This is a genomic window from Aeromonas sp. R5-3, from assembly GCF_040908225.1.
GTDB classification, from domain to species: Bacteria; Pseudomonadota; Gammaproteobacteria; order Enterobacterales; family Aeromonadaceae; genus Aeromonas; species Aeromonas dhakensis.
Genome location: NZ_JBFODH010000021.1, coordinates 301,477 through 325,493 on the forward strand (window position 1 = coordinate 301,477; position 24,017 = coordinate 325,493).

Sequence of the window (24,017 nt, forward strand, 5' to 3'; positions counted from 1 at the left end):
TCAGGGATGAACTGCGATGAGAACAACAATAGGTAAGGCAACCAGAGTGGCCCTGCTGTTTTGCGTCGGTGCATGGGGCCAGGCCTGGGCGGTGGCCACCCTGCAGGAGGTCAAAGTCAATCCGCTGATGGCCGATCAACTGCTGCTGGAGCTGAGTTTCAGTGAACCGGTCAGCGGGTTTACCGATCGGCTATCCTATGAACCCAACCAGTTGCTGCTGCATGTGCCGGGGGCGGTGGGGGCACTCAACGTGAATCCCCTGCCCATCAAGCAGCAGGGGGTGGATAACATCAAGGTAGAGGGCAAGGGGGCGGGTCTCGATATCAAGATTGCGCTCGAACAACTGACTCCCTATCAGGTGCACCAGCAGGGCAACAAGCTGTTAGTTGCGTTGGGGGACAAGGCGGCCATGCCGCTGCCAACCACGACCTCTTCCTCCGGGATGGTGGCTCCCCAGCCGAATTCGTCCGCCCTTATCAATACCCAGCCGGCAACCTCGTCGGCATTAATCAACAGCCAGCAGCTTGCCCGCCAGAGTGCCCCGGTGGCGGCGCCGGTTGCCAGCAAACCTGTGTTGCCAACCCCGCAAACTTCGGCCAGTGGCGCTTACTTCAACTCCGTCAAAGGCGTGGATTTTCGACGTGGCAAGGACGGACAGGGGGAATTTCTGGTGACGCTGGATAACAGCTCTGCCGCCGTGGACGTCAGCAGCCGCGGTCAGACTGTGCTGGCCAAGTTTCACGGCACCCGGGTTCCGGACGACCTGCTCAATCTGATCAATGTGCAGGATTTTGCCACCCCTGTTTCTCAGGTTGAGGTGTTTCGCCAGGGCAATGACACCCTGTTCGAGCTGTCGGTCAACGGTCAGTTTGATTATCGCTACGACCAGGCAGACAAGATGTTCATCGTCGAGGTGAAAAAGCGCACCGCAGCGAGTGCCGGGAAGCAGTATCAGGGCAAACCCATCTCCCTCAATTTCCAGGATATTCCGGTCAGAACCGTGTTGCAGCTCATCGCGGACTTCAACAATCTCAACCTGGTGACCACGGACTCGGTGTCGGGCAACATCACTCTGCGGCTGGATGGGGTGCCCTGGGAGCAGGCCCTCGACATCATCTTGAAGGTGCGTGGACTCGACAAGCGGCTGGACAACAACATTCTGCTGGTTGCACCGGCGGAAGAGATTGCCGCCCGCGAGAAACAGCAGCTGGAGAGTCGCAATCAGGTCGCCGATCTGGCTCCGCTCTACACCGAATACCTGCAGATCAACTATGCCAAGGCATCCGAGGTGGCGGCGCTGCTTTCGTCTGAAAGCACCAAGCTGCTCTCTGCCAAGGGGGCGGTGAGCGTGGATGAGCGGACCAACGTGCTGGTAGTCAAGGACACCGCCGACGTCATCAGCAACATTAAGCGCATGCTGGATATTCTGGATATCCCGGTCAAGCAGGTGGTGATCGAAGCGCGCATGGTGACCATAGACGACGGCTTCGACGAGGCACTCGGGGTACGCTGGGGGGTGACCAAGAACGATGGTCACGGCAACAGTACCTCGGGCTCCATCGAGGGTAATGATGGTTCTGGCAACAACAACGGTGGCTCGACCATTACCCGTCCCGGGGTGGACGATCGGTTGAACGTCAATCTGCCGGTGACCAACGCCGCCGGTACCCTGGCCTTCCAGGTGGCGCGGCTGGCGAACGGTACCTTGCTGGATCTCGAGTTGTCGGCACTGGAGAAGGAGAGCAAGGCCGAGATCATCGCCAGTCCCCGGGTGACCACGGCCAACCAGAAGCCGGCGCTGATCGAACAGGGGACCGAAATACCCTATGTGGAATCCTCCTCCAGCGGGGCTACCTCGGTCACCTTCAAGAAAGCTGTGCTGAGCCTCAAGGTGACACCGCAGATCACCCCCGACAACAGGGTGATCCTGGATCTGACCGTGACCCAGGACACCAAGGGTGAAACCGTACCTACCGGTACCGGCGATGCCGTCTCCATCAACGCCCAGTCGATCACCACCCAGGTGCTGGTCAACAATGGCGAGACGCTGGTGCTGGGCGGTATCTATCAGCAGACCATTACCAACGATGTGACCAAGGTCCCCTTGCTGGGTGATATCCCGGGTCTGGGGGTGCTGTTTCGCAAGACGACCAGCGCGAACAAAAAGCGGGAGCTGCTGATTTTCGTGACACCGAAGATAGTCACCGAGACTTTCTGAAGACTTTACATGTGAAGGTAAAACACATATAACCTTACGCCCCAATGAGGCTGGGGCGTAAGGGCTGCGGTTGCCAGTCCTGATTTCTATTGAGATAATCCCCCTCCTGATCCATCGCAAGATAAGGTTCATAGGTACCCCGATCGAGAGTTTGTCGGGGTCGTACAGTTTGTAATTACTAACGAAAAGACATGGCTGAGAAACGCAATATTTTCCTGATAGGTCCCATGGGTGCGGGCAAGAGCACCATAGGTAGACATCTGGCAGAACAACTGCATATGGAGTTTTTCGACTCAGATCATGAGATTGAGCGCCGCAGTGGTGCCGATATCGGCTGGGTGTTCGATGTTGAAGGCGAAGAGGGTTTCCGGATCCGCGAAGAGAAGGTCATTGGTGACCTTTCCGAACAGCAGGGTATCGTGCTGGCAACGGGTGGCGGTGCCATCAAGAGCCGTGAAACACGCAACAAGCTCTCTGCTCGCGGCATCGTGGTGTACCTCGAGACCACCATTGAGAAGCAGCTGGCCCGGACGCAACGTGACAAACGTCGCCCGCTGCTGCAAACCGAAGAGCCGCCGCGCGAGGTACTCGAGCGTCTGGCGCAAGAGCGCAACGCCCTGTACGAAGAAGTGGCTGACTTTGTCATCCAGACTGATGACCAGAGCGCAAAAGTTGTTGCCAATCAAATCGTCAAGTTGATCGGCATGTAATCAAGAGGACGTCCATGGAAAGGTTGAAGGTCGAACTGGGTGAACGCAGCTATCCCATCGAGATAGCGGCAGGTCTGTTGCAGCATGCAGAGGTGCTGACGCAAACCATCAAGGGCAAGCGGGTCATGATAGTGACCAACACCGTTGTCGCCCCCTTGTATCTTGAGCGCATTACCCAGCTGCTGTCCGGTTATCAGGTTGAACACCTGATCTTGCCGGATGGCGAGGCCTACAAGAACCTGGCAACCTTCGAGCGGATCATGTCCGCTCTGCTGGAAACCAACCATGGCCGTGATACCACTCTGATCGCCCTGGGGGGCGGTGTGATAGGCGACGTGGTCGGCTTTGCTGCGGCAAGCTACCAGCGTGGCATTCCTTTCATTCAAGTGCCTACCACACTGCTCTCCCAGGTTGACTCCTCCGTCGGCGGCAAGACCGCCGTCAACCATCCTCTCGGCAAGAACATGATCGGGGCCTTCTATCAGCCCAGGCACGTGGTCATCGACACCGAGTGCCTTCAGACCCTGCCTGCCCGTGAATTCGCCGCCGGCATGGCCGAGGTGATCAAGTACGGCATCATCTGGGATGTCGAATTCTTCTGCTGGCTCGAAGCCAACATGTCCCGTCTGCAGGCGCAGGAGCCGGCCGCGCTGGCCTATGCCATCCGCCGCTGCTGTGAAATCAAGGCCGATGTGGTCGGTCAGGACGAGACCGAGCATGGCGTGCGTGCCCTGCTCAATCTGGGCCATACCTTCGGCCATGCCATCGAAGCCGAAAAGGGCTACGGCAACTGGCTGCACGGCGAAGCCGTCGCGGCAGGCACCATGCTGGCTGCCTGGACCGCACAGGCCCGTGGCGATGTGACCGAGCAGGACGTAGCCCGTATCCGGGCGCTGCTGCTGGCAGCCAATCTGCCGGTACAGGCACCGCCCGAGATGGATTTTGCCGCCTTCATTCGCCACATGCGTCGCGACAAGAAGGTACTGGAAGGCAAACTGCGTCTGGTGCTGCCGGTTGGCATCGGTCATGCCCAGGTGGTGGCCGATGTCTCCGATGCTGAACTGCTGGCGGTGATCGAGTCTGGTCGTGACAAATAAACTGCTGAAGCTTCCTTCCCAGCGGCAGCTGGTTGACCGGCTGCTGCATCTGATTGAATTCAATCATCCTTTCATTTTTCTTTCCGGCAAACCCGGTAGTGGTCGCGGCACCTTGTGCCAGGACATGCTCGATCGTCTGCCTGAAAAAGTCCGCGTCGCCAGCCTGATCGGCAGTCCGGCCATGAAGATGGTGGACGTGCGTCAGCTGTTGCTGCCCCAGGTGGTGGCCCGCCCGCTGTTCAATCCACAGGATGCGCTGGCAGACAGCTTCTTTCGCATGCTGGAGGGCAAACCGGCCACATTGCTGCTGCTGATCGAACGGGCAGACGAGCTGCCTGCCGAACTGGTTGGCGAGCTGTGGAGCCTGTGCCGCCACAACGACACCCTGGCTGTGCCCCATCAGCTGGCGATCATGGTGTCCGGCAATGACGTCTGGTGTCGCACCCAGAAGGCGTTGCTCAAAGGGCGTGCCATGCCGGCACTGGAGCTGGAAGTCGCGCCACTGAGCGCCCCCGAACAACGTATCTTCTTGTATGAGAAGGCCAAAGAGCTCAAGATCCCGACAGCCCTCTTGCCCAAGCCGAAAGTGGAAGAGATCCTGAAAGTGGCGAATGGACATCCGTCCACCATCATGCAGTTACTGGAGGATATCATGACCGACAGAAGGCCCAAGAAACGTCAGGCCGAGTTGCCCGTCAAGAAGATTGCGACCCTGCTGGCACTGGTTGCCGGCGGCCTGCTGGCCCTGAGTTATCTGCTGCCGGCCCTGTTCAGCAGTGACGACAAAGGGGCCGTGTCTGAACCCGCCCAGAGCACGGCGCTGCCGATCCCCGTGTCGGGTGGCGATCCGCTCACCGTCGGCGGCAGCAACAGTAGCCAGAACGGCAATCAGAGTGTGAACAATGATGGTGCCGCCACCAATCAGGGTGGTGTGGTACGCGACTGGCAGCCCGATGCCAAGGCCTTGCCCAAGGCGGTGGAGAGCGACACGGTTACCACCGAATCGACCAACTACGAGGGGCGCCGGGTGGTGATCTCCGACGAGGTGGTCGAGAAGCTGATGAAGCAGCCCAACGTCAGTGGGGCCCTGCCCACGGCGGTGGTGGATGAGTTGACCGGTGCCGATTCCCGGGCGGCAGCCACCCAGGATGCGCCTGCCAAGCAGGCGGCCACACCCAATGCCACCGCCCAGGCTGCCCAGCCAGTAACAGCCGCCAAGGCTCAGTCAGCGCAGGCTACCAGCAAGCCGGTGGTCAAACCGGCTGCCGCCGAGCCGCTGGCGACTCCGGCGCCCAAAGTGGCGCTGACTCCCGCCGCCACCCTGAACAAGAAGCCGCGCAGCCACTACAGCATCCAGCTGATGGGGGCGAGCAACACCAAGGCGGTCGACAAGTTCGTGGCCGAGAATGGCCTCGCCGGCAAGATCTGGGTCTATCAGACCCAGTTCCGCGGCAGCCCCTGGTACGTGGTGCTGCAGGGGCACTACGCCAGCAGCAACCAGGCCAAGGCCGCCATTCGCAAGCTGTCGCCCGCCTTGCTGAAGGGTCAACCCTGGCCTAAGTCGTTTGCGCAGGTACAAAAAGAGTTGAAGCAATAGCCATTTTGGCCGGGAAGGGGGTAGAATCGTCCCCCTTTTTTGGTCGATGCCTTCTTAACACCGGATTTCCATGAAAAAAACACGCGCTTTTTTAAAATGGGCCGGGGGAAAATACTCCCTGGTTGAAGAGATTGCCGAGCGTTTGCCGGCCGGGCGTGTGTTGCTGGAGCCCTTCGTCGGGGCCGGGTCCGTGTTTCTCAACACCGACTACGACGCCTATGTGCTCAACGACATCAATCCGGATCTGATCGGGCTTTACAACCACCTCAAGCAGACGCCGGACAGCTTCATCGCCGAGGCGCGCAAGCTGTTCGTGGCCGAGCACAACCACAAGGCCGCCTACTACCGGCTGCGTACCCAGTTCAATCAGGCCGATACCAGTTTCGAGCGTGCTCTGCTGTTCCTGTTTCTGAATCGGCACGGTTTCAACGGCCTGTGCCGTTACAACAAGAAAGGGGGCTTCAACGTCCCGTTCGGTTCCTACAAGAAACCCTATTTCCCGGAAAAAGAGCTGTGGGCCTTCGCCGAGAAGGCGCAGAAGGCGACCTTCATCTGTGAAAGTTATGCCGACGCCATCCAGCGCGCCGAAGAGGATTGGGTCATCTATTGCGATCCGCCCTATGCGCCGCTCTCCACCACAGCGAGCTTCACCACCTATTCGGCCGGCGGCTTTACCCTGGACGATCAGGCCGTGCTGGCCAGGCTGGCCCGCCACACCGCGGCCCGCAAAGGGGTGCCCGTGCTCATCAGCAACCACGACATCGAGCTGACCCGCGAACTCTATCGCGGCGCCCGTCTCGACGAGATCCTGGTCAAACGCACCATCAGCCGCAACGGTGGCACCCGCAACAAGGTAGCCGAGTTGCTGGCGCTCTATCCGCCCGGCATCGAGCCGGAGCAGGGCTACTACCCGAGCGACGCTGAACTGGCGCCACTCGGCTGAGACAGACGGCACCTTGGGTGCCGTTTATATTCCAGTATTTCGGTTTGAAAATATGGTAAGCACACTTATCTCCGACTTCGATGGGACAAGGTGCGAAGCGAACACAGCGTGATAACTGGTCGATCAGATTGAAAAAGTGAGTGGACCCACTGACAGGCTCAAACCTGTTATGACATTCAGGGAAGCTTGGCCGTTTTGGTGTGGTTGCATAAACACGATCAGCAAGATTGGAGTCATGGCTCTCTCTGTGCGCCGAAAGGCTCACAGTTGCGCCTGACATACACCCGAACAGCGAATCAAAAACTCACTCAGTGATCGATGCGGATGAGTCAGAAGGCCCAAATTTTTAATTGATGCAGGGACAGAGGACAGGACCATACCTGGTTGAAAGTCGGTACCGGACATTAACCTAACACCATCTACTGAGCTAGCCCAGACGGGCTTATAACAAGGCAATGCACAGTTTTCACTGCTTCCATTATCCCCTTTTCGGGTTCAAGTCGATTGGCGCTGGTTTCAAGCACCCTGGTGCTGTGACTCAGAGGTCACGCATTGCTGGCGGGGTATTTCTTTATTTGGATTGAGGTTGTTGATCCTGCGGCGCAGTGAGGTTTCATTGGTATTGCTGAAAGGCTGGCCTGGGGACTGAATTTTTCTGATCGAGTACTTGGAAACCATGGATACGGCTTTCAGCTTGAATTCGACAGTGGATGAGCGACGTAATCTTGTCATTGGGTACCAGAGGTCAGGATGGTGACTTTACCACCTAAACTTATGAATTGCAGGAAAAGGAAGAGGGGGAATAGGTATCAAAAGGTCTAGGCATCATTGAAGAAGCTCCCCGCGGTTATGATCTGCCTTAAAGTTGTTTTTCCAACACGTGATTAGGACTGTACCAAGAAAAACGCCCCGCTGGGCGGGGCGTGGTGATGGGGATGTCAGTCGCGGGGGGTCTTGAGCGCCTCAATCACATCGTCATTGGGGGCCAGCCCCTCCACGTGATTGAAGTTTTCCACCCCCTCCTGTGGGTTGAGGGTGAAGGCGTCGGCGCTCAGATAGCTGCCGCTGCCGGCACTCTCGACCACGACGATGAGCTCGGGCTGCTTGTCGCCATTGAGATCCAGCAGCTTGAGCTCCTTGATGCTGCCATCGCGCGGCAGCACCTTGCCGTCGATGAACTGATCCAGCGGGAACTGGGGGTTGGCGCCAGAGTAGAGGCGTACGTCGTAGCTGCCGGTGGAGGCCGGTTCGCCGCGCCCTTCGCTGACGGTCACTACCTGGCCTGAGGGGAGCGTCAGCTGTTTGAAGAACCCGTTCGCCGCCTGGCTGGCGAGGGGCAGGGTGAGCAGGCCGAGTGTCATGAGCAAGGCTTTCATCGGTTTGACCCTTGTTACTGCGGCGGCGGTTGCCCGCCACCTGTGTCACTGTGCGAACCGGCCTGGCAGTCCCCGCCGGTTCGCGTCATCCGCCCCTCAGCGGGGCCGTCATTACCAGATCTTGACCCGTTTGGCCGGGTCCAGATAGAGCTTGTCACCCGGCTGGATGTTGAACGCCTCGTAGAAGGCGGGGATGTTCGGCACCACGCCGTTGACCCGGTACTCGGGCGGCGAGTGGGGATCCGAGGCGAGCAGCATCTGCATCAGCTCGGGGCGATACATGCCTTTCCATACCTGAGCCCAGCCGAGGAAGAAGCGCTGCTCGCCGGTGAAGCCGTCCAGCACCGGGGCCTCCTTGCCATCCAGCGACAGCAGGTAGGCCTTGTGGGCGATGGTGAGGCCGCCCAGATCGCCGATGTTCTCCCCCAGGGTGAACTGGCCGTTGACGAACTGCCCCGCGATGGGTTCGAAGCGGTTGTACTGGGCCACCAGTCGGCTGGTGCGGAAGCGAAACTCCTTGAGATCGGTTGGCGTCCACCAGTCGCGCATCACGCCGTCACCGTCGGATTTGGCCCCCTGATCATCAAAACCGTGGCCCATCTCGTGACCGATCACCCCGCCGATGGCGCCGTAGTTGACCGCATCATCCGCTTGCATGTCGAAGAAGGGGGGCTGCAGGATGGCGGCCGGGAAGACGATCTCGTTGTTGCTCGGGTTGTAGTAGGCGTTCACCGTCTGCGGTGACATGTGCCACTCGTCTCTGTCCACCGGCTTGCCGAGGCGCGCCAGGTTGTCGGCGTATTCGAAGGCGCGGGCGCGCTGCAGGTTGCCCACCAGATCGTCGGCGCGGATCGCGATGGCGCTGTAATCCTTCCACTTGTCCGGGTAGCCGATCTTGGGGCGGAACTTGGCGAGTTTCTCTTTGGCCTGGGCCTTGGTGGCTGGCGACATCCAGTCCAGCTCCTCGATGCTCTGGCCGTAGGCGGTGCGCAGGTTCTCCACCAGCTGCTCCATGCGGGCCTTGGCCTGGGGCGGGAAGTAGCGCTCCACGTAGAGCTTGCCGACAGCCTCACCCAGATGATCGTCCAGCACGCCGAGCGCCCGCTCCCAGGGGGCGCGCTGCTTGGGCGTGCCGCTCAGGGTGGTGCCGAAGAAGGCGAAGTTCTGGGCATCGGTCTGGCTGTCGAGGTAGGGGGCGTAATCGGTGATGAGCTGCCACTTGAGGTAGGCCTGCCAGTCGCCGATCGGGGTCTGCTTCATCACCTCGTTGAGGGCCGCGAGATAGGTCGGTTGGCCGATGACCAGGCTCTGCTGGCCGGCGAGGCCGGCCTGGCTCAGGTAGGCGTCCCAGTCGATGGCGGGGGCGAGGCGTTTGAGCTCGCTCTGGGGCCCCTTGTTGTAGTTCTTCTCTCGATCCCGCAGGTTGACGTTGTCCCACTGGATCTTGGCGAGTTTGCTCTCGAGGGCCAGCACCCGCTTGGCCTTGGCGGCGGCATCCGGCTCGCCGAAGCGACCCAGCATGGTGGCGATGTGCTGCTCGTATTTCTTGAGCAGCGCCTGGCTGGCGGCATCCGTCTTGAGGTAGTAGTCCCGATCCGGCAGGCTGAGGCCGGCCTGGTAGAGGTAGACGGCATAGCTGTCCGGGGCCTTGGCGTCGGCGTCTATCCAGAAGCCGAAGGGGGCGCCGCCGCCGTTGCGACCGCTCTGGGCGAAGGCGCGGGCCAGATCCTGGCTGCTCTTGATCTGCTCGATCTCGCTCAGCATCGGCAGCAGGGGAGCAGTACCTTTGGCATCCCTGGTCGTCTGATCCAGATAGCTGTGGTAGAGATCGCGGATCTGCTGGGCCTGGGTGCCGGCGGCAGCCTTGCCATCCAGCCCTTCCACCAGCACCCGCACGTCCGCCAGGGACTTGTCCCGCAGCAGGTAGAAGGCGCCGTCGGCGGGCCTGTCGTCCGGGATCTTGGCGGTGGTCAGCCAGTGGCCGTTCACGTAGCGGAAGAAGTCATCGCCGGGTTTGACGCTGGTGTCCATGTTGGCCAGCGCGAGGCCTGAGTGCTTGTTGCTGGTATCCGGCGCCTGACTGCAGCCTGCCAGCAGGGCCAGCCCGATGAGGCCGGCCAGTATGCTTTTCTTATTGTTCATTTTTTGATTCCAATTCGGGTTATACGGCTTCCTTGCCCACGCAGGGAGCGATTCACTCTAGCAGTCGGGTTAGCGCTTGATAAGCCCGACTCTGCTAAGATCGGCCTGGTCGTATTGGGGAAGCCTATGATTTCTCGTATTTATTCTCGCTTTTGTCAGACTCTGCCTGCGCCCGAAGGTTCCCGCGGCCTGCTGGTGGCCTTCAGCGGCGGGCTCGACTCCACCGTGCTGCTGGTGCTGGCGGCCCGCTTCGCTCACGCCCACGGCCTTGCCCTGCGCGCCCTGCACGTCCATCACGGCCTGAGCCCACATGCCGACGAGTGGGTGGACCACTGCGAAGGGGTGTGTCAGCAACTGGCGGTGCCGCTGCTGGTCGAGCGGGTGCAGTTGCAGCGGGGCAGCGGCGACAGCCTGGAGGCGCAGGCGCGGGAGGCCCGCTATCAGGCCCTCGCCGCTCAGCTGGGGGAGGGGGAGTGGCTGCTCACCGCCCACCATCAGGATGATCAGCTGGAGACCCTGCTGCTGGCGCTCAAGCGCGGCGCCGGTCTGCGCGGGCTGGCGGGCATGGTGCCGAGCCAGCCCTTTGCTGGCGGCCTGCTGCTGCGCCCGCTGCTCGAGGTGAGCCGGGCCGAGCTGGCCGAGGCGGCGGCCAGCCTCCCCTATGGCTGGGTGGAGGATGAGAGCAACCAGGATGTGAGTTATGACCGCAACTTCCTGCGCCAGCTGCTCATTCCCCAGCTCAAGGCCCGCTGGCCCGCCATGGCCCAGACGGCGGCGCGCAGCATGGCCCTGTGCGCCGAACAGGAGGCGCTGCTGGAGGAGCTGGCCGAGGCCGACTGGCGGCTGGCGGCGGCAGGAGAGGCGCTGCAGATCACACCGCTGCAGGCCCTGTCAGGCACCCGGCGCAACAACCTGCTGCGTTACTGGATCCGCCGCCAGGGAGGCGAGATGCCCTCTCGCGAGCAGCTCGGCCTGCTCTGGCAGGAGGTGGCGCTGGCGCGGGAAGACGCCAATCCCCAGCTCAACTGGGGGGAGCAGAGCTGCCGCCGCTTTCAGGGCCGGCTTCACCTGGTGCGACCCGGGTTGCAACCTCGTCACGAGCAGCTGGCGTTGAGGGTGGGGGAGACGCTGATCCTGCCGGACGGGCTCGGCGAGGTGCGACTGATCTCGCGGACGGAGGGCGAAGGGCTGCGGCTGCCAGGGGTGGACGAGCCGTTGTCGGTACGCTTCGGGGTGGCCGCCGGCAGCATGCTCAAGCCGGTGGGGCGCGGCGGCAGCCGGCGCCTCAAGAAGCTGCTGCAGGAGTATGGGGTGCCCTCCTGGCAGCGCGGCCGCATTCCCATCCTCTATTACGGAGAACAGGTGGTGGCGGTGGGCGAGCTGTTCCTCTGTGACGGATTTATGACGCAGGAGCCTGGCCTGGCCTGGCACTGGCTGCCGGCGGCAGCCTGTCAGCCCCCGCTGTAATCCTCTCTGCAGCAAACGGACAAGGCCGGCATATGCCGGCCTTGTCGTATTCAGCGGCTTGCCGCTTCAGTCCAGCAGGCCGGCCTTGCCCGCCTTCTTGCGGGCGTAGAGGTGGGCATCGGCCGCTTCGTACAGGCTGTGCACGTCCACCCCGGACTGCCAGCTGGCGGCCCCCAGGCTGCAGCCGACCGAGAAGGTGCTGAGCTCCTTGTGAGTCAGCAACATGTGCTGCAGACGCAGCCAGACCGGGCGCCAGGCCTCGGGCTCGGCGGGTTGCAGCAGCAGGGCGAACTCATCGCCGCCGAGGCGAAACGCCTGATCCGTGCTGCGGATGCAGTGGGTCAGCAGCTGGGCGAAGCGGCTCAGCACCAGATCGCCCACCGGGTGACCCCAGGTGTCGTTGATCTGCTTGAAGCGGTCGAGATCCAGCAGCACCAGCACCAGGCCGTGGGACTCCCGGCTGTGCTGCTCCACCGCGCGGCCGATGGCCTCGTCGAAGTAGGAGCGGTTGCCGAGTCCGGTCAGGTGATCGAGCCGCACCTGCAGCTCCAGCTGTGACAGGCGCAGATAAAGGGGCAGCGGCAGGCTGAGCAGCTGATGATACTGCTGCAGCACCCGTTGCTGACTGCCGCTCAGGGCGTGTTCGAGGGTGTAGTGCAGCTGGCCCAGCAGCTGGCCATGCTGGCCGCGCAGCTCGAACGGGTAGCTGTGTAGGGTCAGGCTGGCCTGGGGTGGATGCTGGATCAGGGTATGCGGTTGGCCGCAGTCGAAGTGCAGGCTGTGGATCCGGACAATTCTTGCCGCACGATCGGCAAAAGTTGCCAGCAGGCTGCCCAGATCCGTCTGCACCAGCAACTGCTCGAGCAGCTGGTTGCGATCCTGGCTTGCCAGCGGCGTGAGCCGCTCCATCTGGCGAACCCACTGCTCGATGCCATGTCCCAAACCGCTCAATGATGATGTGTTTTCCACGGTACAGCCCTCAAACAACCTACTTCCTGCTGCTTACTTGCAATACCTGTGCCCAAAATATGTTCGATGCGAACAAGGGCGGCTGGCTAGGCTTAAGTAGATAAAAAAGGAGGAAATATTGTACGCAGACGTATTGATCCTGCTGCTTGCCGCCGTCCTGCTGGTGGCGATTTTCCGGCGCCTGGGCCAGCCGGTGATCCTCGCCTACCTGCTCGCCGGGGTCGTGCTCGGCCCTCATGGCGCGGCTGTGATCACCGGCCAGTCGATCATGCAGACCATCGCCGAGCTCGGTATCGTCTTTCTGATGTTTTCGCTGGGGCTGGAGTTCTCGCTGCCCCGGCTCATCGCCATGCGCCGGCTGGTGATCGGGGTGGGCGGCCTGCAGGTGCTGCTCACCTCCCTGCTGTTTTTTGCCATCGCCTGGTGGTGGGGCCTGAGCTTGCCTCAGGCGCTGGTGGTGTCGGGCACTCTGGCGCTCTCCTCCACCGCCGTGGTGATCAAGCAGCTGGGGGATCAGAAGCAGCTGCATACCCGCCGTGCCCAGCTCGGGGTGAGCGTGCTGCTGTTTCAGGATCTGGCGGTGGTGCCGTTGTTGGTGATGATCCCCATTCTGGCCCGGCCGGAGATCCAGGGCAGCGCCCTGCTGGCGGAGATCGCCTGGGCCACCCTCAAGGGGCTGTTTGCCTTGCTGAGCCTGCTGGCGGTGGGCAAGTGGCTGCTGCCTCTACTGTTTCACGAGGTGGCGCGGGCTCGCTCCGACGAACTGTTCGTGCTGAGCACCCTGCTGGTGGCGCTGCTGGCCGCCTCGCTCACCCAGTGGATGGGGCTCTCCATGGCGTTGGGAGCCTTTCTGGCGGGCATGATGCTGGGGGAATCCCACTACCGTCACCAGCTGGAGGTGGACATCCGGCCGTTTCGAGACGTGCTGATGGGGCTCTTCTTCATCACCATCGGCATGACCATGGACTGGCAGCGGGTGGCGCTGGACTGGTGGCTGGTGACGCTGAGCGTACCGGCCCTCATCCTGTTCAAGTCCCTGCTGGTGCTGCTGGCCGGCCGGCTGATGGGGGAGCGCAAGCGCGACGCCATGGCGGCGGGGATCATGCTGAGCCAGGTGGGGGAGTTCGGCTTCGTGCTGCTGGCACTGGCCAATCACCACGGTCTGCTCGATCATCGGCTGGTCTCTTTGCTCATCGGTATCGGGGTCACCTCCATCGCCATGACCCCCTGGCTGGTGCAACAGGCTCACCAGCTGGCCCGCTCCCTCACCGATCCGGCCCTGCTCACCCGCTCCGAAGTGGCCCAGTCGGGCCTGAGCAAGAGCCAGCACGTGATCATCGCGGGCTTTGGCCGGGCCGGCCAGACCTGCGCCCGCTTTCTCAAGCAGGAGGAGATCCCCTTCCTGGCGCTGGATCTCGACCCAGAGCGGGTGAGCGAGGCCAAGTCGGCGGGGGAACAGGTGGCATTCGGCGATGCCAGCCGGCGCGACATCCTGCTGGCCGCAGGCCTGCTGCGGGCCCGGCTGGTGATCATCACCTTTGACGATCCCAAGCGGGTGGAGGCCATGCTGGCGCTCATCAGGGAGCTGGCGGGGGAGGTGAAGGTGCTGGTGCGCACCCGCGATGACAGCTTCCTGGAGGCGTTCAAGCGGGCGGGGGCCTTCGAGGTGATCCCCGAATCCCAGGAGGGGGCCCTGATGCTGGTTTCCCACCTGCTGCTCAACTGCGACATCCCCATTGGCCGGGTGATCCGGCGCATGGAGCACGAGCGCAGCAACCAGTATCGCTTCCTGCACGGCTTCTATTGGGGAGATCAAAGCGCCGGCAACCTGGAGACGGATCAACTGCTCGAGCGGCTGCACCCCGTGCTGCTGCACGAGCAGGCCTGGGCAGTGGGACGCAGCGTGCAGGCGCTGGGGCTGGATGCAGTGCGGATCAGGGAGGTGCAGCGGGGCACACAGCGGCTGGAGCCCAGACCCGAACTGGTGCTGGCGACGGGGGATAAGCTGGTGCTGTTCGGCAATGCGGTGGCGGTGGAGCAGGCGGAGCAGCGCCTGCTGGAGGGGCGTTGATCCCTAAGCCCATGTTGCACCTGGCCTGCTGCCAATGCCGTCCCCGCCTCCCTTGAATGCCCCGGCTCAGGCCTCGGCCCGTACCGCCTCCTCTATCCCCAGAAACTGTTCGACCCGCTGGCGCTCGTTCAGGGTATCCAGGTAGCCCAGCTTGATCAGCTGCTGGCAGTAGCCGGGATAGAACATCAGGAAACTGGCCAGGCTGCTGGTCTCGTCCCCCGTCACCCCCAGTACCCGCAGCAGGCGGCGCAGATGCACCGGCAGCTTGCGCAGATAGGCCAGCGCCAGCAGGTCGAGATCCTGGCTTGGTTTGAGCACGCAGGTCTCCACCCGTTTGAGTTTCAACCGGTTGCGCTCCCGCTCCGGGATGAGATCCAGGGTCTGGTTGATGCGCCACAGCCGCTCCAGATCCGAGTTGAGGGTATCGGTGAAGACGGTGTCCAGCAGGTGGCTGGCGATGTTGGAGCTGGTCAGGTGGCCATGGTGGAAGGTGGGCGCCGTGTGCGCCGGCGGATCCAGGGTGATCAGCAGGATCCGCTCCGCCCCCAGGTGGATGGCGGGGCTGAGCGGGCTCAGCTGATGGATGGAGCCGTCGCCGTAGAATTTCTCGCCGATGTGGGTGGCCGGAAAGACAAACGGCAGCGCCGAGGAGGCGAGCAGGTGATCCGAGGTGAGCAGGGTGCGCAGCCCGCGCCGTCTGGCCCGCTCCCACGGCAGGTGTTCCGCTCGCCCCTGAAAGAAGGTGGTGGAGAGGCCATCGTCGTAGTCGGAGGCGGTGATGGCCAGCGCCTCCAGGCTGCCGTAGAGGATGTTGTCGTCGATGCGGTGATAGTCGATGAGCTGATCCAGCAGGCGGCGCAGCGGCGCGTTGTCGAACAGGTGAAAGGCGTGGTTGGTATGGGGATTGACGAGCCCCGCCGAGCCCTCATACATCAGTCGCCACAACAGGCGTCCCGGGTGAAAGTCGAAGATGTGGTGGGTCTCGAAACGGCGCCAGACCCACTCCAGCTTGCGTACTCCCAGATGAAAGCAGGAGGCGTAGCAGGCCAGTGCGGTGACATTGATGGCGCCAGCCGAGGTACCGCACAGGATGGGAAACGGAATGCCGAGATTGCGGGGATAGAACTCGGCGATCGCCTTGAGGGCGCCGACCTGATAGGCGGCGCGGGCACCACCACCGGTCAACAGAAGAGCTGTGTTGGGTCTGGCCATGATACTGCGCCTTATGCATGCCACTGGGGGTGTTGCCACCGAGCAATTTAACTATAAGACGCTGTATCAAATATAAAAACAGGCCTGCCAACCATTTTTTGCAGGCCCTTTTTGAGGCTGTTCAGTGGTTGCTCTGGGCGGCGCTCAGCTGATCGAAGGCGGCGAAGGCCGGGGCACTGGCGAGGATGCGGCCGTGGCCGAGGCCGCGGGTGCTCACCAGCCGGGTGCGACCATCCTGAGTGGCGCGCAGGGAATCGCCGTGCGGAGCGAAGCGATCCTCCTCGTCGTGCACTATGATGGCAGGCCCGCTGCGGCCAGCGAGCCGCCCCAGCGGGTCGACCGTGCTCAAGGGGTGCTGGTACTCCTGCTCAATCTCCTTGACCACCGCATCGAACAGCCGGATGGAGTAGCCGGAGCGCGCCACCATGCCGTAGAGCTGGGGCACGTAGTCGAGCACCGGCGAGATGAGCAGCAGCGGCAGGGCATCCAGCTCGCGTCGACGGCTGGAGAGGGTGACGGCGCCCCCCATGCTGTGGGCGATGACGCCCTGCAACGGGCCACACTCCGCCGCCATCTTTTCCACCAGTTCGTCGAAGGCGCGCACGAAGCGGGGCAGGTGGCCGGTATGGCCGGCGCTGTGGCCGTGCGCCGGGTGATCGTAGGCAATGGCCATGAAGCCCTGGGCGGCGATGTGGCTCATCAGCGGGTAGAACTGACCGGCGCTGCCTGACCAGCCGTGCATCAGCAGCCAGACCGGCCCTCGGCCGAGCCGGTAGCTCATCAGGGTGCCTTCGCTGGTGTGCACGGCCTGTTTGACCAGTCCGGCCGGCGCCGTGTCATCCCGTTGGTTGCGCTGGGGGGTGAGCAGCAGCTTGCTGGCGGTACGCTTGGCATGAGCGGGGGCCAGGGTGTGATGCAAACGGGTGCCAAGGCCGAGCAGCCATTTGCTAGGGCTGAAGCGGCGGGTGTTGAAGTAGATCTTGCTGCTCATGGTCATCCTGTGGTTTTTATGTGCGAACGGTCGTGCTTTTTTGTCGGTTTTAAAAAAGAGAGGTCAATCCATCAGCGCCAGCCATCCAGCAGCGTCTCCACTTCGGGCCAGAAGTGGCGGGCTGGATCCTGACACAGATCGAGGGCATTGAACACCTGATCCGCCAGATAGAGGCCATAGAGGCGATAGACGGCGCGCCAGGGATCCATGTCGCTGCGCCACTCGCCCTCGCTCTGTCCCTGCACCACCTGGCGGGCCAGGTAGTCGAGCCAGAAGCGCACCAGTTGGCGGGCGGCCTGCTGCACCTCCCCCTCCTGGGCCGAGGTCCAGGCGTCGAGGAACATGCAGCGGCCGGCGAAGCACTGGTTCCAGGCCAGCCAGGCCTGCAGCAGGGCAATCAGCTTCTCTCGCTGGCTGCCGTGCTGTTGCTGGCGCACCGGCTGGATCACCCGCTCCCGGAACACCTCGGCGGCGTACTCCAGCACGGCGATCTGCAGGTTGTCGCGGGACTGGAAGTGGGCAAACAGGCCGCTTTTCGACATCTCGCAGGCGCTGGCAAGGGAGCCGATGGTGAGGCTCTCCAGCCCCTGCTGGCTCGCCTGCTCGAACGCAGTCTGCAAAATGTTGTCGCGGGTCAGCCGGCCCTTGCTCATCGCACTCTCCTTCATTGACCGGGGCAGCATAAAGTACGACCGTGCTATTTGTCGAGCGGCAGATGATGTGCAGGCTTGCTGGGAGGGTTCAGCTCTCCTTGATATCCATCTGCTGCAGGGCGATAACCGCCTGGGTGCGGTTCTTGACGCCGAGTTTTCTGAAGATGGCGGTGATGTGGGCCTTGATGGTGGCCTCGGAGACGTTGAGCTCCCAGGCGATCTGCTTGTTGAGGCTGCCGTCGCGCAGCATCACCAGCACCTTGTACTGCTGGGGGGTGAGGCTGGCCAGCTTGCTGGCAAAATCGGCGCCCTCACAAGGCTCGGGGTGGAGCGAAATGCCGGCCGGCACCCAGTTGTCACCCCCGATCACCGTATTGAGGGCGTTGACCAGCTCCTTCATCGGCGCCGACTTGGGGATGAAGCCGAGCGCGCCGAGCCGCAGCACCTGCTGGATGATGGCAGGCTCTTCCGAAGCCGACACCACCACGATGGGCAGGTCGGGATACTGGCCGCGCAGGTGGGCGAGACCGGAGAAGCCGTTGGCCCCCGGCATCTTGAGATCGAGCAGCAGCAGGTCGACTTCCGGGTGTTCCCCCAGCAGGTGGGCCAGGCTGTCGATGGAGTCCGCTTCCAGCAGCTGGGCATCGTCGATGGCCATGTGCACCGCTTGATAGAGGGCGCCCCGAAACAGGGGGTGGTCATCTGCGATGACGATGGTAAATTGGCTGTCCATTGCTCACATTGTTGCTAACTGATTGTTTTGGAAAATCAAACTAGCACCGCTCCCGGAGAGGGTCAAACCTGCCGGCGCGCAAATGTGAAGCGACCGTCGGATGTCGTGCCATTGGGGCAGATGGGATGGTCATGAACAACCCATGCAGGAGGCAATAGATGGGATCTCTGGTATTGACGGTGGGCACTGGCTCCACCTGGGCAATGCGGGCGGCGCTGGTGCTGGCCATGAGCGGGCTGGAGTGGCAGGAGCAGGTGTTCGATCTGGAAGATGCCAAGGATCTGCAGCGGCTCAAGCGGCTGGCCCCCGCCGGCCTGGTGCCCTGGCTCGATCACGACGGTGTGCGGGTGCACGACTCGCTGGCCATCGCCGAATATATCCACGAGCTCTGCCCCGATCGCCAGCTCTATCCCGCATCACAGGCCGAGCGGGCGCTGGCCCGCAGCCTCTGCGCCGAGCTGCACGCCGGTTTTCGCCAAATTCGTACCCTGCTGCCCTTCTTCCTCGGCGCCCCGACCCGCAGCGAACCGCCGGTGGAGGCCATCGGCGAGCTGGCCCGGCTGCAGACCATCTGGTCCCAGGCGCGGGGCCCCTTCTATTTTGGCGAGGCGGGGATCCTCGATGCCTTCTATGCGGTGATGGCCTACCGGCTGGCGAGCTATGGCATCCAGCTGCCCGGCCAGGCGGGCGCCTATCAGCAAGCGCTGCTGGCCTGGCCGCTGTGGCAGCAGACCCTGGTCAAGGCGCGTCTGCAGTGGCCGGCGGCCGCTCGTCAGCTGCAGTGAACCCGCGGGCACAACCGCTGTAAACAGCTTGTCTGAACGGCTGGTGTAAACAGAGAGGGGAGCCACTGGCTCCCCTCTCTGTTTGGGTTTGGTTCCTTGGGCCGGATTACGGCTGGCGGCCGGCGAACACCACCACCACCTTGTCATCCCCCTTCTCCCGCACGAAGGCATAGGGGCTGTCGGCCAGTTTCTTGTGACTGCCCGCCGCCACCGCCGGGTGGGCGGCGCGGAACTGGCCGAGCCGCTGCCAGTGCTTGACCAGCTCGGCCTTCTCGCCACTGGCCAGCTCCTGCCAGTTCATGTCCGAGCGCAAGCCTTGATCGAACACGCCGCCATCCTTGGCGAGCCCGCGGCCGGACTCATCGCCGTAGTAGATCTGGATGCCGCCCGGCAGCAGCATGAAGCTGCTGGCGACCCGGCGCTGCAACGGCACGTCCTGATAGTCACCGAAGAACAGCTTGGTGTCGTGGGAGCTGATGTAGCTCAGCACGTTGAACTCGGGATCCTGATTGATGCGGCTGGCGTAGCCGGCATAGGTAGGCTCGGCGCTGGCCAGGCACTGGGCCTGGGGCAGGGCGAACTCGCGCTGATAGTCGAAGTTGATCAGCGAATCGAAGCCGTTTTGATACCAGAAATCCTTGGCCACCCCGTGATCCCACACCTCTCCCACCATGTAGAAGGGCAGGTCGTCGAGCTTTTTGGTCGGGTTGGCGGCTTTCCACTCCTTGAGGGCATCGGTGCCAGCCTGCTTGAGGCGGGCCCACACCTCGGGCTCCAGGTGTTTGACGGTGTCGGCTCGAAAGCCGTCGATGCCGAAGCGGCGCACCCAGTCGGTGTGCCAGGCAATCAGATAGTCGCTCACGGTAGCGTTGGGCAGTGGCTTGGCCCTGGAGTCCTGTTTGGCCGCCAGCAGCGGCGGCAGCCCCACCGGCTTGGTGGATTCGGTCAGAAAGTCCGGCAGCCCCGCCACCGAGCCGGTGACATCATCTGTGCCGGGCTGCGGGTAGCCGGGCAGGCCGGCCCGCACCCAGTCACCGCTCCACCACTGGTCCCATTTCGGCGACTGGTAATCGATGAACTGGTTGTAGCCATGCCAGCTGAGACCGCCGCTCGGGCGCCACTGGTTCCAGGTGGTCGGTAGTTTGGCTGTGTTTTGGGCCAGATCGGTGAGCCCCAGATCTTGCAGGTCGGCGAGGGTGGCGTAGCCGGCGTGGTTCATCACCACGTCGAGGATGATGCGCATGCCGCGCTGGTGCGCCTCGTCCACCAGGGTCTTCAGGCTATCCTCGTCGCCGTAGTTGGGATCGATTTTGGTGAAGTCGAGCGCCCAGTAGCCGTGGTAGGCGTAGAAGGGGAAGTTGCCCTGCTCGCCACCGCCGATGAAGCCGTGCACCTGCTCCACCATGGGGGTGATCCAGATGGCGTTGATGCCAAGCTGCTTGATGTAATCGAGCTTGGCGGTCAGCCCCTTGAAGTCGCCGCCATGCCAGGTGGCCACCTCATCCTGCCCGTCCTTTTGGCGCCCGAAGCTGTGGTCGTTGGCGGGATCGCCGTTGTTGAAGCGGTCGGTCAGCAGGAAATAGACGCTCGCCTGATCCCAGCTGAAGGGGGCCGCAGTGGCCGCCTTGACCGGCTCGAGCAGCAGCAGGCCGCCGCTCTCTTTACTGGGCGTCAGGGTCAGCTTGCCACCCTTGACCACCCCTTGCTGGCCGGAGTAGGCGTCCCGCAGTTGGGTGCCGTCGGGCCAGACCCCTTTCAGGGATACCGTGACCGGGCCGCCATCCCAGCTGATGCAGGGCTCCGCTGGCGGCTGGCGTTTGAACTCGCTCTTCCTGGTGGCTCGCAGCACCTTGAGGCTGGGGGTATCCGGGTTGAAGGTGAACTCATAATCCCCCGCCAGCATCACCCGCAGGTTGAAGTGCTGCCCCTTGCTGCACTTGTCCATGGGCTGGGCGGTGCCGAAGGGGAGCGGTTTGGCCTCGCTCGGACCGAAGCTGGTGCCGCAGCTGTTGCCCGCGTCGCTGATGCGGATCTGGTGGCTCCCCTTGGTGAGCGGATGGGTCAGCTGCACCGCCCCCTTGTCCAGCGTCAGCGGCGCGCCGACCGGCTGGTCATCCACGTAGAGGCGCACCTCGGCGGCCATGGCCTGATGGAGGAAGAGGGGGCAGGCCAGCAGGGCGAGCCAGAGGGAAGAAACCGAGGGGGTGCGACGCATAAGCCATTCCTTGCTGGGGTTAAGCGGACCAGATTGCCGTCAATGGGGCTCATTCTAGGAGGCATGAGGGCGCGCTTGGACAGGCAAACCGCCGATTTGTGACATCAGTTCAAATGGTTACGTTTTCAAGAGTGGAAAAGTGTGAGCGGGGTGTCGCGCCCATAAAAAAAGCCGGTCGATAGACCGGCTTGTTGCATTGCCACCTTCGTCACACGGTGAAGAACTTGAAGTTGACGAAGGCCACCGCGATGAAGGAGGCCACCATGCCGCTCAGGCAGAGCACGGCCGGGCGAATGGCCGGCCAGCGATGGGTCAGCAGGATGATCGCCAGCATGGTGGGATAGAGGCCGAACATGTAGCGCGGCATGGCATTGAGCCCTGTCATCAGCGGAATGGTGCAGCAGATGAACATCAGGGTCGCCTCGGCCCAGCGCTTCTGGCTGAACAGATAGAGGTTCAGCGCCCAGCCGAACATTACCATGATGGAGAGGTAGGATTTGCGTCCGCCCAGCTCGAAGCCGCTCAGCCACCAGTCCAGCGGGCTGTCCATGTAACGGCCCCAGGCCACCTGGATGTGCTTGAACGCCAGCGCGTCACCGGTGAGGTGATAGAGATAGAACATGTAGGCGAACAGGCCGAGCGGGATCATCCAGAGGGTGAACACCACCTTGAAGGCGCGCTCGGTGAAGCGGAAGAACTCGCGCCAGCCGTAGGCCTGCAGCGCCAGGATCAGCACCGGGAACACCATCATCACCCCCAGGTTGCGGGTGGCGGAGATGAAGACGCCGAGCAGGGCCACCATCAGCCACTGTTGGCGATAGGCGAACAGGAACATCCCCAGCATCAGCGCCATGAACATCGACTCGGTATATCCGGAGACGAAGTAGGCGGAGAAGGGGGAGAAGGCGAGCAGCCAGACACCGAAGCGGGCGGTGTCATCACCCAGCTTGAGTTGGCGCAGCACCAGCAGCATCAGCGGCAGGCTGATGAAGAACGCCAGGTTGGCCACCAGCATCAGGCCGATCAGGCTCTCGACGTTGAGCAGGTTGGAGAGGGTGCCGGAGATCATCGGGTAGAGCGGCATGAAGGCCCAGTTGGCCGCGTTGCCCTTGCTCAGCCAGCGTGGGTAGAGGTCGTAGCCGTTCTCGATGATGCGCTGGAACCAGACACAGTCAAACTGGCAATAGGCCTGCAGCGGACCTATGTCGGTGGCGCCGTAGAGCTGGACGCCGAAGTAACCCATGCCGTACAGGGCGACCCGGCTCAGCACGAAGGCTGCGACGATCATCAGCCAGTCGCGACCGCTGATGCGAAGTGACGGGCGATAGGGCGCCGCCTGGTCGGGGGCAGTGGTGGTAGTCATGTCATTCATCAGGCAAATACCCAGATCCTAGAGAGGAGGTAGGTGAGCACGGTGACCGTCAGTGTGGCGATCACCACCGGTAGCAGACCGGAAAGACCCGCAAACAGCAGACCGCTCAATATCAGGTTACGCACCGCCAGCGAGAAGAGGGCGACCAGCAGGAACTTGCTGGCGGCACCCTGCTTCTGGAAGGTGATGTAACGGTGACCGAAGAAGGAGAACCAGAACGCGATGGCAAAGGCCAGCGTCGTCACCAGGTGCTCCGAGATGGTGGGCCAGGTGTGAAACAGGGCGATGGAGGTGCCCAGATCGACGAGGGTGGCCCCCCCGCCGACAAACCCGAAACGTACCAGCCGCCAGAATTCCTCGCGGGAGATCATTGAGAAGCCTGCTCCTGCTGGTCATCAGCGGCTTTCGCAGCTGCCTTCTTGCTGGCGCTCTTCTTGCTGCCGGTGACGGCGTCTTGCTTCGGCTCTTCATCCTGCTTGGCATACTGGCCGTAGACCCCTTCGATGAGGTAGACGGGGCGCTGCTTCACTTCCACGAACATGCGGCCGATGTACTCGCCGATGATGCCGAGCGACAGCAGCTGGATGCCGCCGAGGAACAGCACCACCGACATCAGGGAGGCGTAACCCGGTACGTCGATGCCGAAGAAGACCACCTGGGTGACAATCTTGAGGATGTAGAGGAAGGCGACGAAGGAGACGCCGACGCCGACGTAGCTCCATACCCGCAGCGGCCAGCTGGAGAAGCTCATCAGACCGTCGAGGGCGAAGTTCCACAGCTTCCAGTAGTTGAACTTGGTCTCGCCAGCGTGGCGAGCAGGGCGCTCGTAGGGCACACCGACGGCGCGGAAACCTGCCCAGGCGAACAGCCCCTTCATGAAGCGGTTGCGCTCCGGCAGCTGCTTGATCGCCTCGACCACCTTGCGGTCGATCAGACGGAAGTCGCCGGCGTTCTCCGGCAGCTTGGTGCTGGTGGAGAGGGCGTTGAAGAAGCGGTAGAAGCCACCGGCGGTGAGGCGCTTCATCGGGGTGTCGGCGCTGCGATCCACCCGGATGCCGTAGACGGTGTCGTAGTCGCCGGTCTGCCACAGCTTGACGAATTCGAGAATGAGCGAGGGCGGATCCTGCAGATCCACGTCCATCGGCACCACGGCATCACCCTTGGCATGATGCAGGCCGGCGGTCATGGCCGCCTCCTTGCCGAAGTTGCGGGCCAGGTTGACCAGGGTGACTCGCGGGTCGCGGGCGATGGCCTGCTCGACCACCTCACGGGTGCGGTCGCGGCTGCCGTCGTTGACGAATACAATTTCCAGCTGATCCTTGAGCGGCGCCAGTTCGTTATCTATCGCGTTGATGAAGGCATCTATGCTCTCTTCCTCGTTGTAAACGGGAACGATCAGAGAGAGTCGAAAATCGGCATGCGACATGAAAACTTCCTTATTTGGAAAATTATTTTATAAAACAGCG

General features: G+C 62.5%; 19 protein-coding genes. 8 read left to right on the forward strand and 11 right to left on the reverse strand.

All coding sequences use genetic code 11. From position 1 onward, the window contains the following. Window positions 1-16: 16 nt before the first annotated feature. From AB5Y95_RS13290 to AB5Y95_RS13310, 5 genes are all read left to right on the forward strand, one after another. The gene (locus AB5Y95_RS13290) at window positions 17-2,218 is read left to right on the forward strand and encodes a type IV pilus secretin PilQ (protein WP_368161321.1); all 2,202 of its coding nucleotides are present in this window, start codon (window positions 17-19) and stop codon (window positions 2,216-2,218) included. Window positions 2,219-2,409: 191 nt separating this feature from the next. Further along, window positions 2,410-2,928: a shikimate kinase AroK gene (gene aroK / locus AB5Y95_RS13295; RefSeq protein WP_005298388.1), complete on the forward strand. Its 519-nt coding sequence runs from the start codon at window positions 2,410-2,412 to the stop codon at window positions 2,926-2,928. Between the two features lie 14 nt (window positions 2,929-2,942). Beyond that, complete coding sequence (aroB, locus tag AB5Y95_RS13300) at window positions 2,943-4,025, forward strand: 3-dehydroquinate synthase (protein WP_017778955.1); 1,083 nt, start codon at window positions 2,943-2,945, stop codon at window positions 4,023-4,025. Next, window positions 4,015-5,622 (forward strand): SPOR domain-containing protein, encoded by a 1,608-nt coding sequence (locus AB5Y95_RS13305; protein ID WP_368161323.1) that lies wholly within the window; start codon window positions 4,015-4,017, stop codon window positions 5,620-5,622. The genes aroB and AB5Y95_RS13305 overlap by 11 nt, the downstream gene beginning before the upstream one ends. A 70-nt stretch (window positions 5,623-5,692) precedes the next feature. After that, entirely contained in the window at window positions 5,693-6,565 is an 873-nt protein-coding gene (locus AB5Y95_RS13310; protein WP_017765003.1) for a Dam family site-specific DNA-(adenine-N6)-methyltransferase, read from the forward strand. 938 nt (window positions 6,566-7,503) lie between these two features. Here the strand turns inward: AB5Y95_RS13310 and AB5Y95_RS13315 are convergent. Both AB5Y95_RS13315 and AB5Y95_RS13320 read right to left on the reverse strand, forming a co-directional pair. Then, the gene (locus tag AB5Y95_RS13315; protein ID WP_211028913.1) at window positions 7,504-7,941 is read right to left on the reverse strand and encodes a PliI family lysozyme inhibitor of I-type lysozyme; all 438 of its coding nucleotides are present in this window, start codon (window positions 7,939-7,941) and stop codon (window positions 7,504-7,506) included. A 111-nt stretch (window positions 7,942-8,052) separates the two neighbouring features. After that, a complete protein-coding gene (locus tag AB5Y95_RS13320) occupies window positions 8,053-10,083 on the reverse strand; it encodes a M13 family metallopeptidase (protein WP_211028915.1) in 2,031 nt (676 codons plus the stop codon). Between the two features lie 126 nt (window positions 10,084-10,209). Here AB5Y95_RS13320 and tilS point away from each other — a divergent pair, with 126 nt between their 5' ends. Continuing rightward, window positions 10,210-11,550: a tRNA lysidine(34) synthetase TilS gene (gene tilS / locus AB5Y95_RS13325; protein ID WP_368161325.1), complete on the forward strand. Its 1,341-nt coding sequence runs from the start codon at window positions 10,210-10,212 to the stop codon at window positions 11,548-11,550. Window positions 11,551-11,616: 66 nt separating this feature from the next. Here tilS and AB5Y95_RS13330 read toward each other — a convergent pair whose 3' ends face one another. Further along, window positions 11,617-12,537, reverse strand: a complete 921-nt coding sequence (locus AB5Y95_RS13330) for a GGDEF domain-containing protein (RefSeq protein ID WP_095593212.1) — start codon at window positions 12,535-12,537, stop codon at window positions 11,617-11,619. 100 nt (window positions 12,538-12,637) lie between these two features. Between AB5Y95_RS13330 and AB5Y95_RS13335 the strand changes: the two genes are divergently transcribed. Then, window positions 12,638-14,590: a cation:proton antiporter gene (locus AB5Y95_RS13335; RefSeq protein WP_368161327.1), complete on the forward strand. Its 1,953-nt coding sequence runs from the start codon at window positions 12,638-12,640 to the stop codon at window positions 14,588-14,590. A 66-nt stretch (window positions 14,591-14,656) separates the two neighbouring features. On the opposite strand, the gene AB5Y95_RS13340 is transcribed toward AB5Y95_RS13335, so the two are convergent. The 4 genes from AB5Y95_RS13340 to AB5Y95_RS13355 all read right to left on the reverse strand — a co-directional run bounded on the left by AB5Y95_RS13340 (window position 14,657) and on the right by AB5Y95_RS13355 (window position 18,179). Beyond that, window positions 14,657-15,802, reverse strand: coding sequence for a patatin-like phospholipase family protein (locus AB5Y95_RS13340; RefSeq protein ID WP_005303393.1), 1,146 nt, complete (start codon window positions 15,800-15,802; stop codon window positions 14,657-14,659). A 121-nt stretch (window positions 15,803-15,923) separates the two neighbouring features. Then, window positions 15,924-16,793, reverse strand: coding sequence for an alpha/beta hydrolase (locus tag AB5Y95_RS13345; RefSeq protein WP_368161330.1), 870 nt, complete (start codon window positions 16,791-16,793; stop codon window positions 15,924-15,926). 71 nt (window positions 16,794-16,864) lie between these two features. Beyond that, window positions 16,865-17,446, reverse strand: coding sequence for a TetR/AcrR family transcriptional regulator (locus AB5Y95_RS13350; RefSeq protein WP_017787811.1), 582 nt, complete (start codon window positions 17,444-17,446; stop codon window positions 16,865-16,867). Between the two features lie 88 nt (window positions 17,447-17,534). Continuing rightward, window positions 17,535-18,179, reverse strand: coding sequence for a response regulator transcription factor (locus AB5Y95_RS13355; RefSeq protein ID WP_019839067.1), 645 nt, complete (start codon window positions 18,177-18,179; stop codon window positions 17,535-17,537). 158 nt (window positions 18,180-18,337) lie between these two features. Here AB5Y95_RS13355 and AB5Y95_RS13360 point away from each other — a divergent pair, with 158 nt between their 5' ends. Next, complete coding sequence (locus AB5Y95_RS13360; protein WP_005303384.1) at window positions 18,338-18,964, forward strand: glutathione S-transferase; 627 nt, start codon at window positions 18,338-18,340, stop codon at window positions 18,962-18,964. 106 nt (window positions 18,965-19,070) lie between these two features. Here the strand turns inward: AB5Y95_RS13360 and AB5Y95_RS13365 are convergent, their stop codons facing one another. The 4 genes from AB5Y95_RS13365 to AB5Y95_RS13380 form a co-directional block, all read right to left on the reverse strand. After that, window positions 19,071-21,179 (reverse strand): alpha-amylase, encoded by a 2,109-nt coding sequence (locus AB5Y95_RS13365; RefSeq protein ID WP_368161333.1) that lies wholly within the window; start codon window positions 21,177-21,179, stop codon window positions 19,071-19,073. Between the two features lie 208 nt (window positions 21,180-21,387). Next, window positions 21,388-22,551 carry a membrane protein gene (locus tag AB5Y95_RS13370; RefSeq protein WP_017781903.1) on the reverse strand — a complete coding sequence of 388 codons (1,164 nt, stop codon included), beginning with the start codon at window positions 22,549-22,551 and terminating at the stop codon, window positions 21,388-21,390. Further along, window positions 22,551-22,922 carry a GtrA family protein gene (locus AB5Y95_RS13375; protein ID WP_005303379.1) on the reverse strand — a complete coding sequence of 124 codons (372 nt, stop codon included), beginning with the start codon at window positions 22,920-22,922 and terminating at the stop codon, window positions 22,551-22,553. Before AB5Y95_RS13375 ends, AB5Y95_RS13370 begins: the two co-directional genes overlap by 1 nt. Further along, complete coding sequence (locus tag AB5Y95_RS13380; protein ID WP_368161335.1) at window positions 22,919-23,977, reverse strand: glycosyltransferase family 2 protein; 1,059 nt, start codon at window positions 23,975-23,977, stop codon at window positions 22,919-22,921. The genes AB5Y95_RS13375 and AB5Y95_RS13380 overlap by 4 nt, the downstream gene beginning before the upstream one ends. Window positions 23,978-24,017: the final 40 nt, after the last annotated feature.

Bases quoted from the DNA above. Each gene is read 5' to 3' on its own strand.
- tilS (WP_368161325.1), top strand. From the start codon at position 10,210: ATGATTTCTCGTATTTATTCTCGCTTTTGTCAGACTCTGCCTGCGCCC.
- AB5Y95_RS13315 (WP_211028913.1), bottom strand. From the start codon at position 7,941: ATGAAAGCCTTGCTCATGACACTCGGCCTGCTCACCCTGCCCCTCGCC.
- AB5Y95_RS13360 (WP_005303384.1), top strand. From the start codon at position 18,338: ATGGGATCTCTGGTATTGACGGTGGGCACTGGCTCCACCTGGGCAATG.
- AB5Y95_RS13350 (WP_017787811.1), bottom strand. From the start codon at position 17,446: ATGAGCAAGGGCCGGCTGACCCGCGACAACATTTTGCAGACTGCGTTC.
- aroB (WP_017778955.1), top strand. From the start codon at position 2,943: ATGGAAAGGTTGAAGGTCGAACTGGGTGAACGCAGCTATCCCATCGAG.
- AB5Y95_RS13340 (WP_005303393.1), bottom strand. From the start codon at position 15,802: ATGGCCAGACCCAACACAGCTCTTCTGTTGACCGGTGGTGGTGCCCGC.
- AB5Y95_RS13380 (WP_368161335.1), bottom strand. From the start codon at position 23,977: ATGTCGCATGCCGATTTTCGACTCTCTCTGATCGTTCCCGTTTACAAC.
- aroK (WP_005298388.1), top strand. From the start codon at position 2,410: ATGGCTGAGAAACGCAATATTTTCCTGATAGGTCCCATGGGTGCGGGC.
- AB5Y95_RS13370 (WP_017781903.1), bottom strand. From the start codon at position 22,551: ATGAATGACATGACTACCACCACTGCCCCCGACCAGGCGGCGCCCTAT.
- AB5Y95_RS13320 (WP_211028915.1), bottom strand. From the start codon at position 10,083: ATGAACAATAAGAAAAGCATACTGGCCGGCCTCATCGGGCTGGCCCTG.
- AB5Y95_RS13310 (WP_017765003.1), top strand. From the start codon at position 5,693: ATGAAAAAAACACGCGCTTTTTTAAAATGGGCCGGGGGAAAATACTCC.
- AB5Y95_RS13375 (WP_005303379.1), bottom strand. From the start codon at position 22,922: ATGATCTCCCGCGAGGAATTCTGGCGGCTGGTACGTTTCGGGTTTGTC.
- AB5Y95_RS13290 (WP_368161321.1), top strand. From the start codon at position 17: ATGAGAACAACAATAGGTAAGGCAACCAGAGTGGCCCTGCTGTTTTGC.
- AB5Y95_RS13345 (WP_368161330.1), bottom strand. From the start codon at position 16,793: ATGAGCAGCAAGATCTACTTCAACACCCGCCGCTTCAGCCCTAGCAAA.
- AB5Y95_RS13355 (WP_019839067.1), bottom strand. From the start codon at position 18,179: ATGGACAGCCAATTTACCATCGTCATCGCAGATGACCACCCCCTGTTT.
- AB5Y95_RS13365 (WP_368161333.1), bottom strand. From the start codon at position 21,179: ATGCGTCGCACCCCCTCGGTTTCTTCCCTCTGGCTCGCCCTGCTGGCC.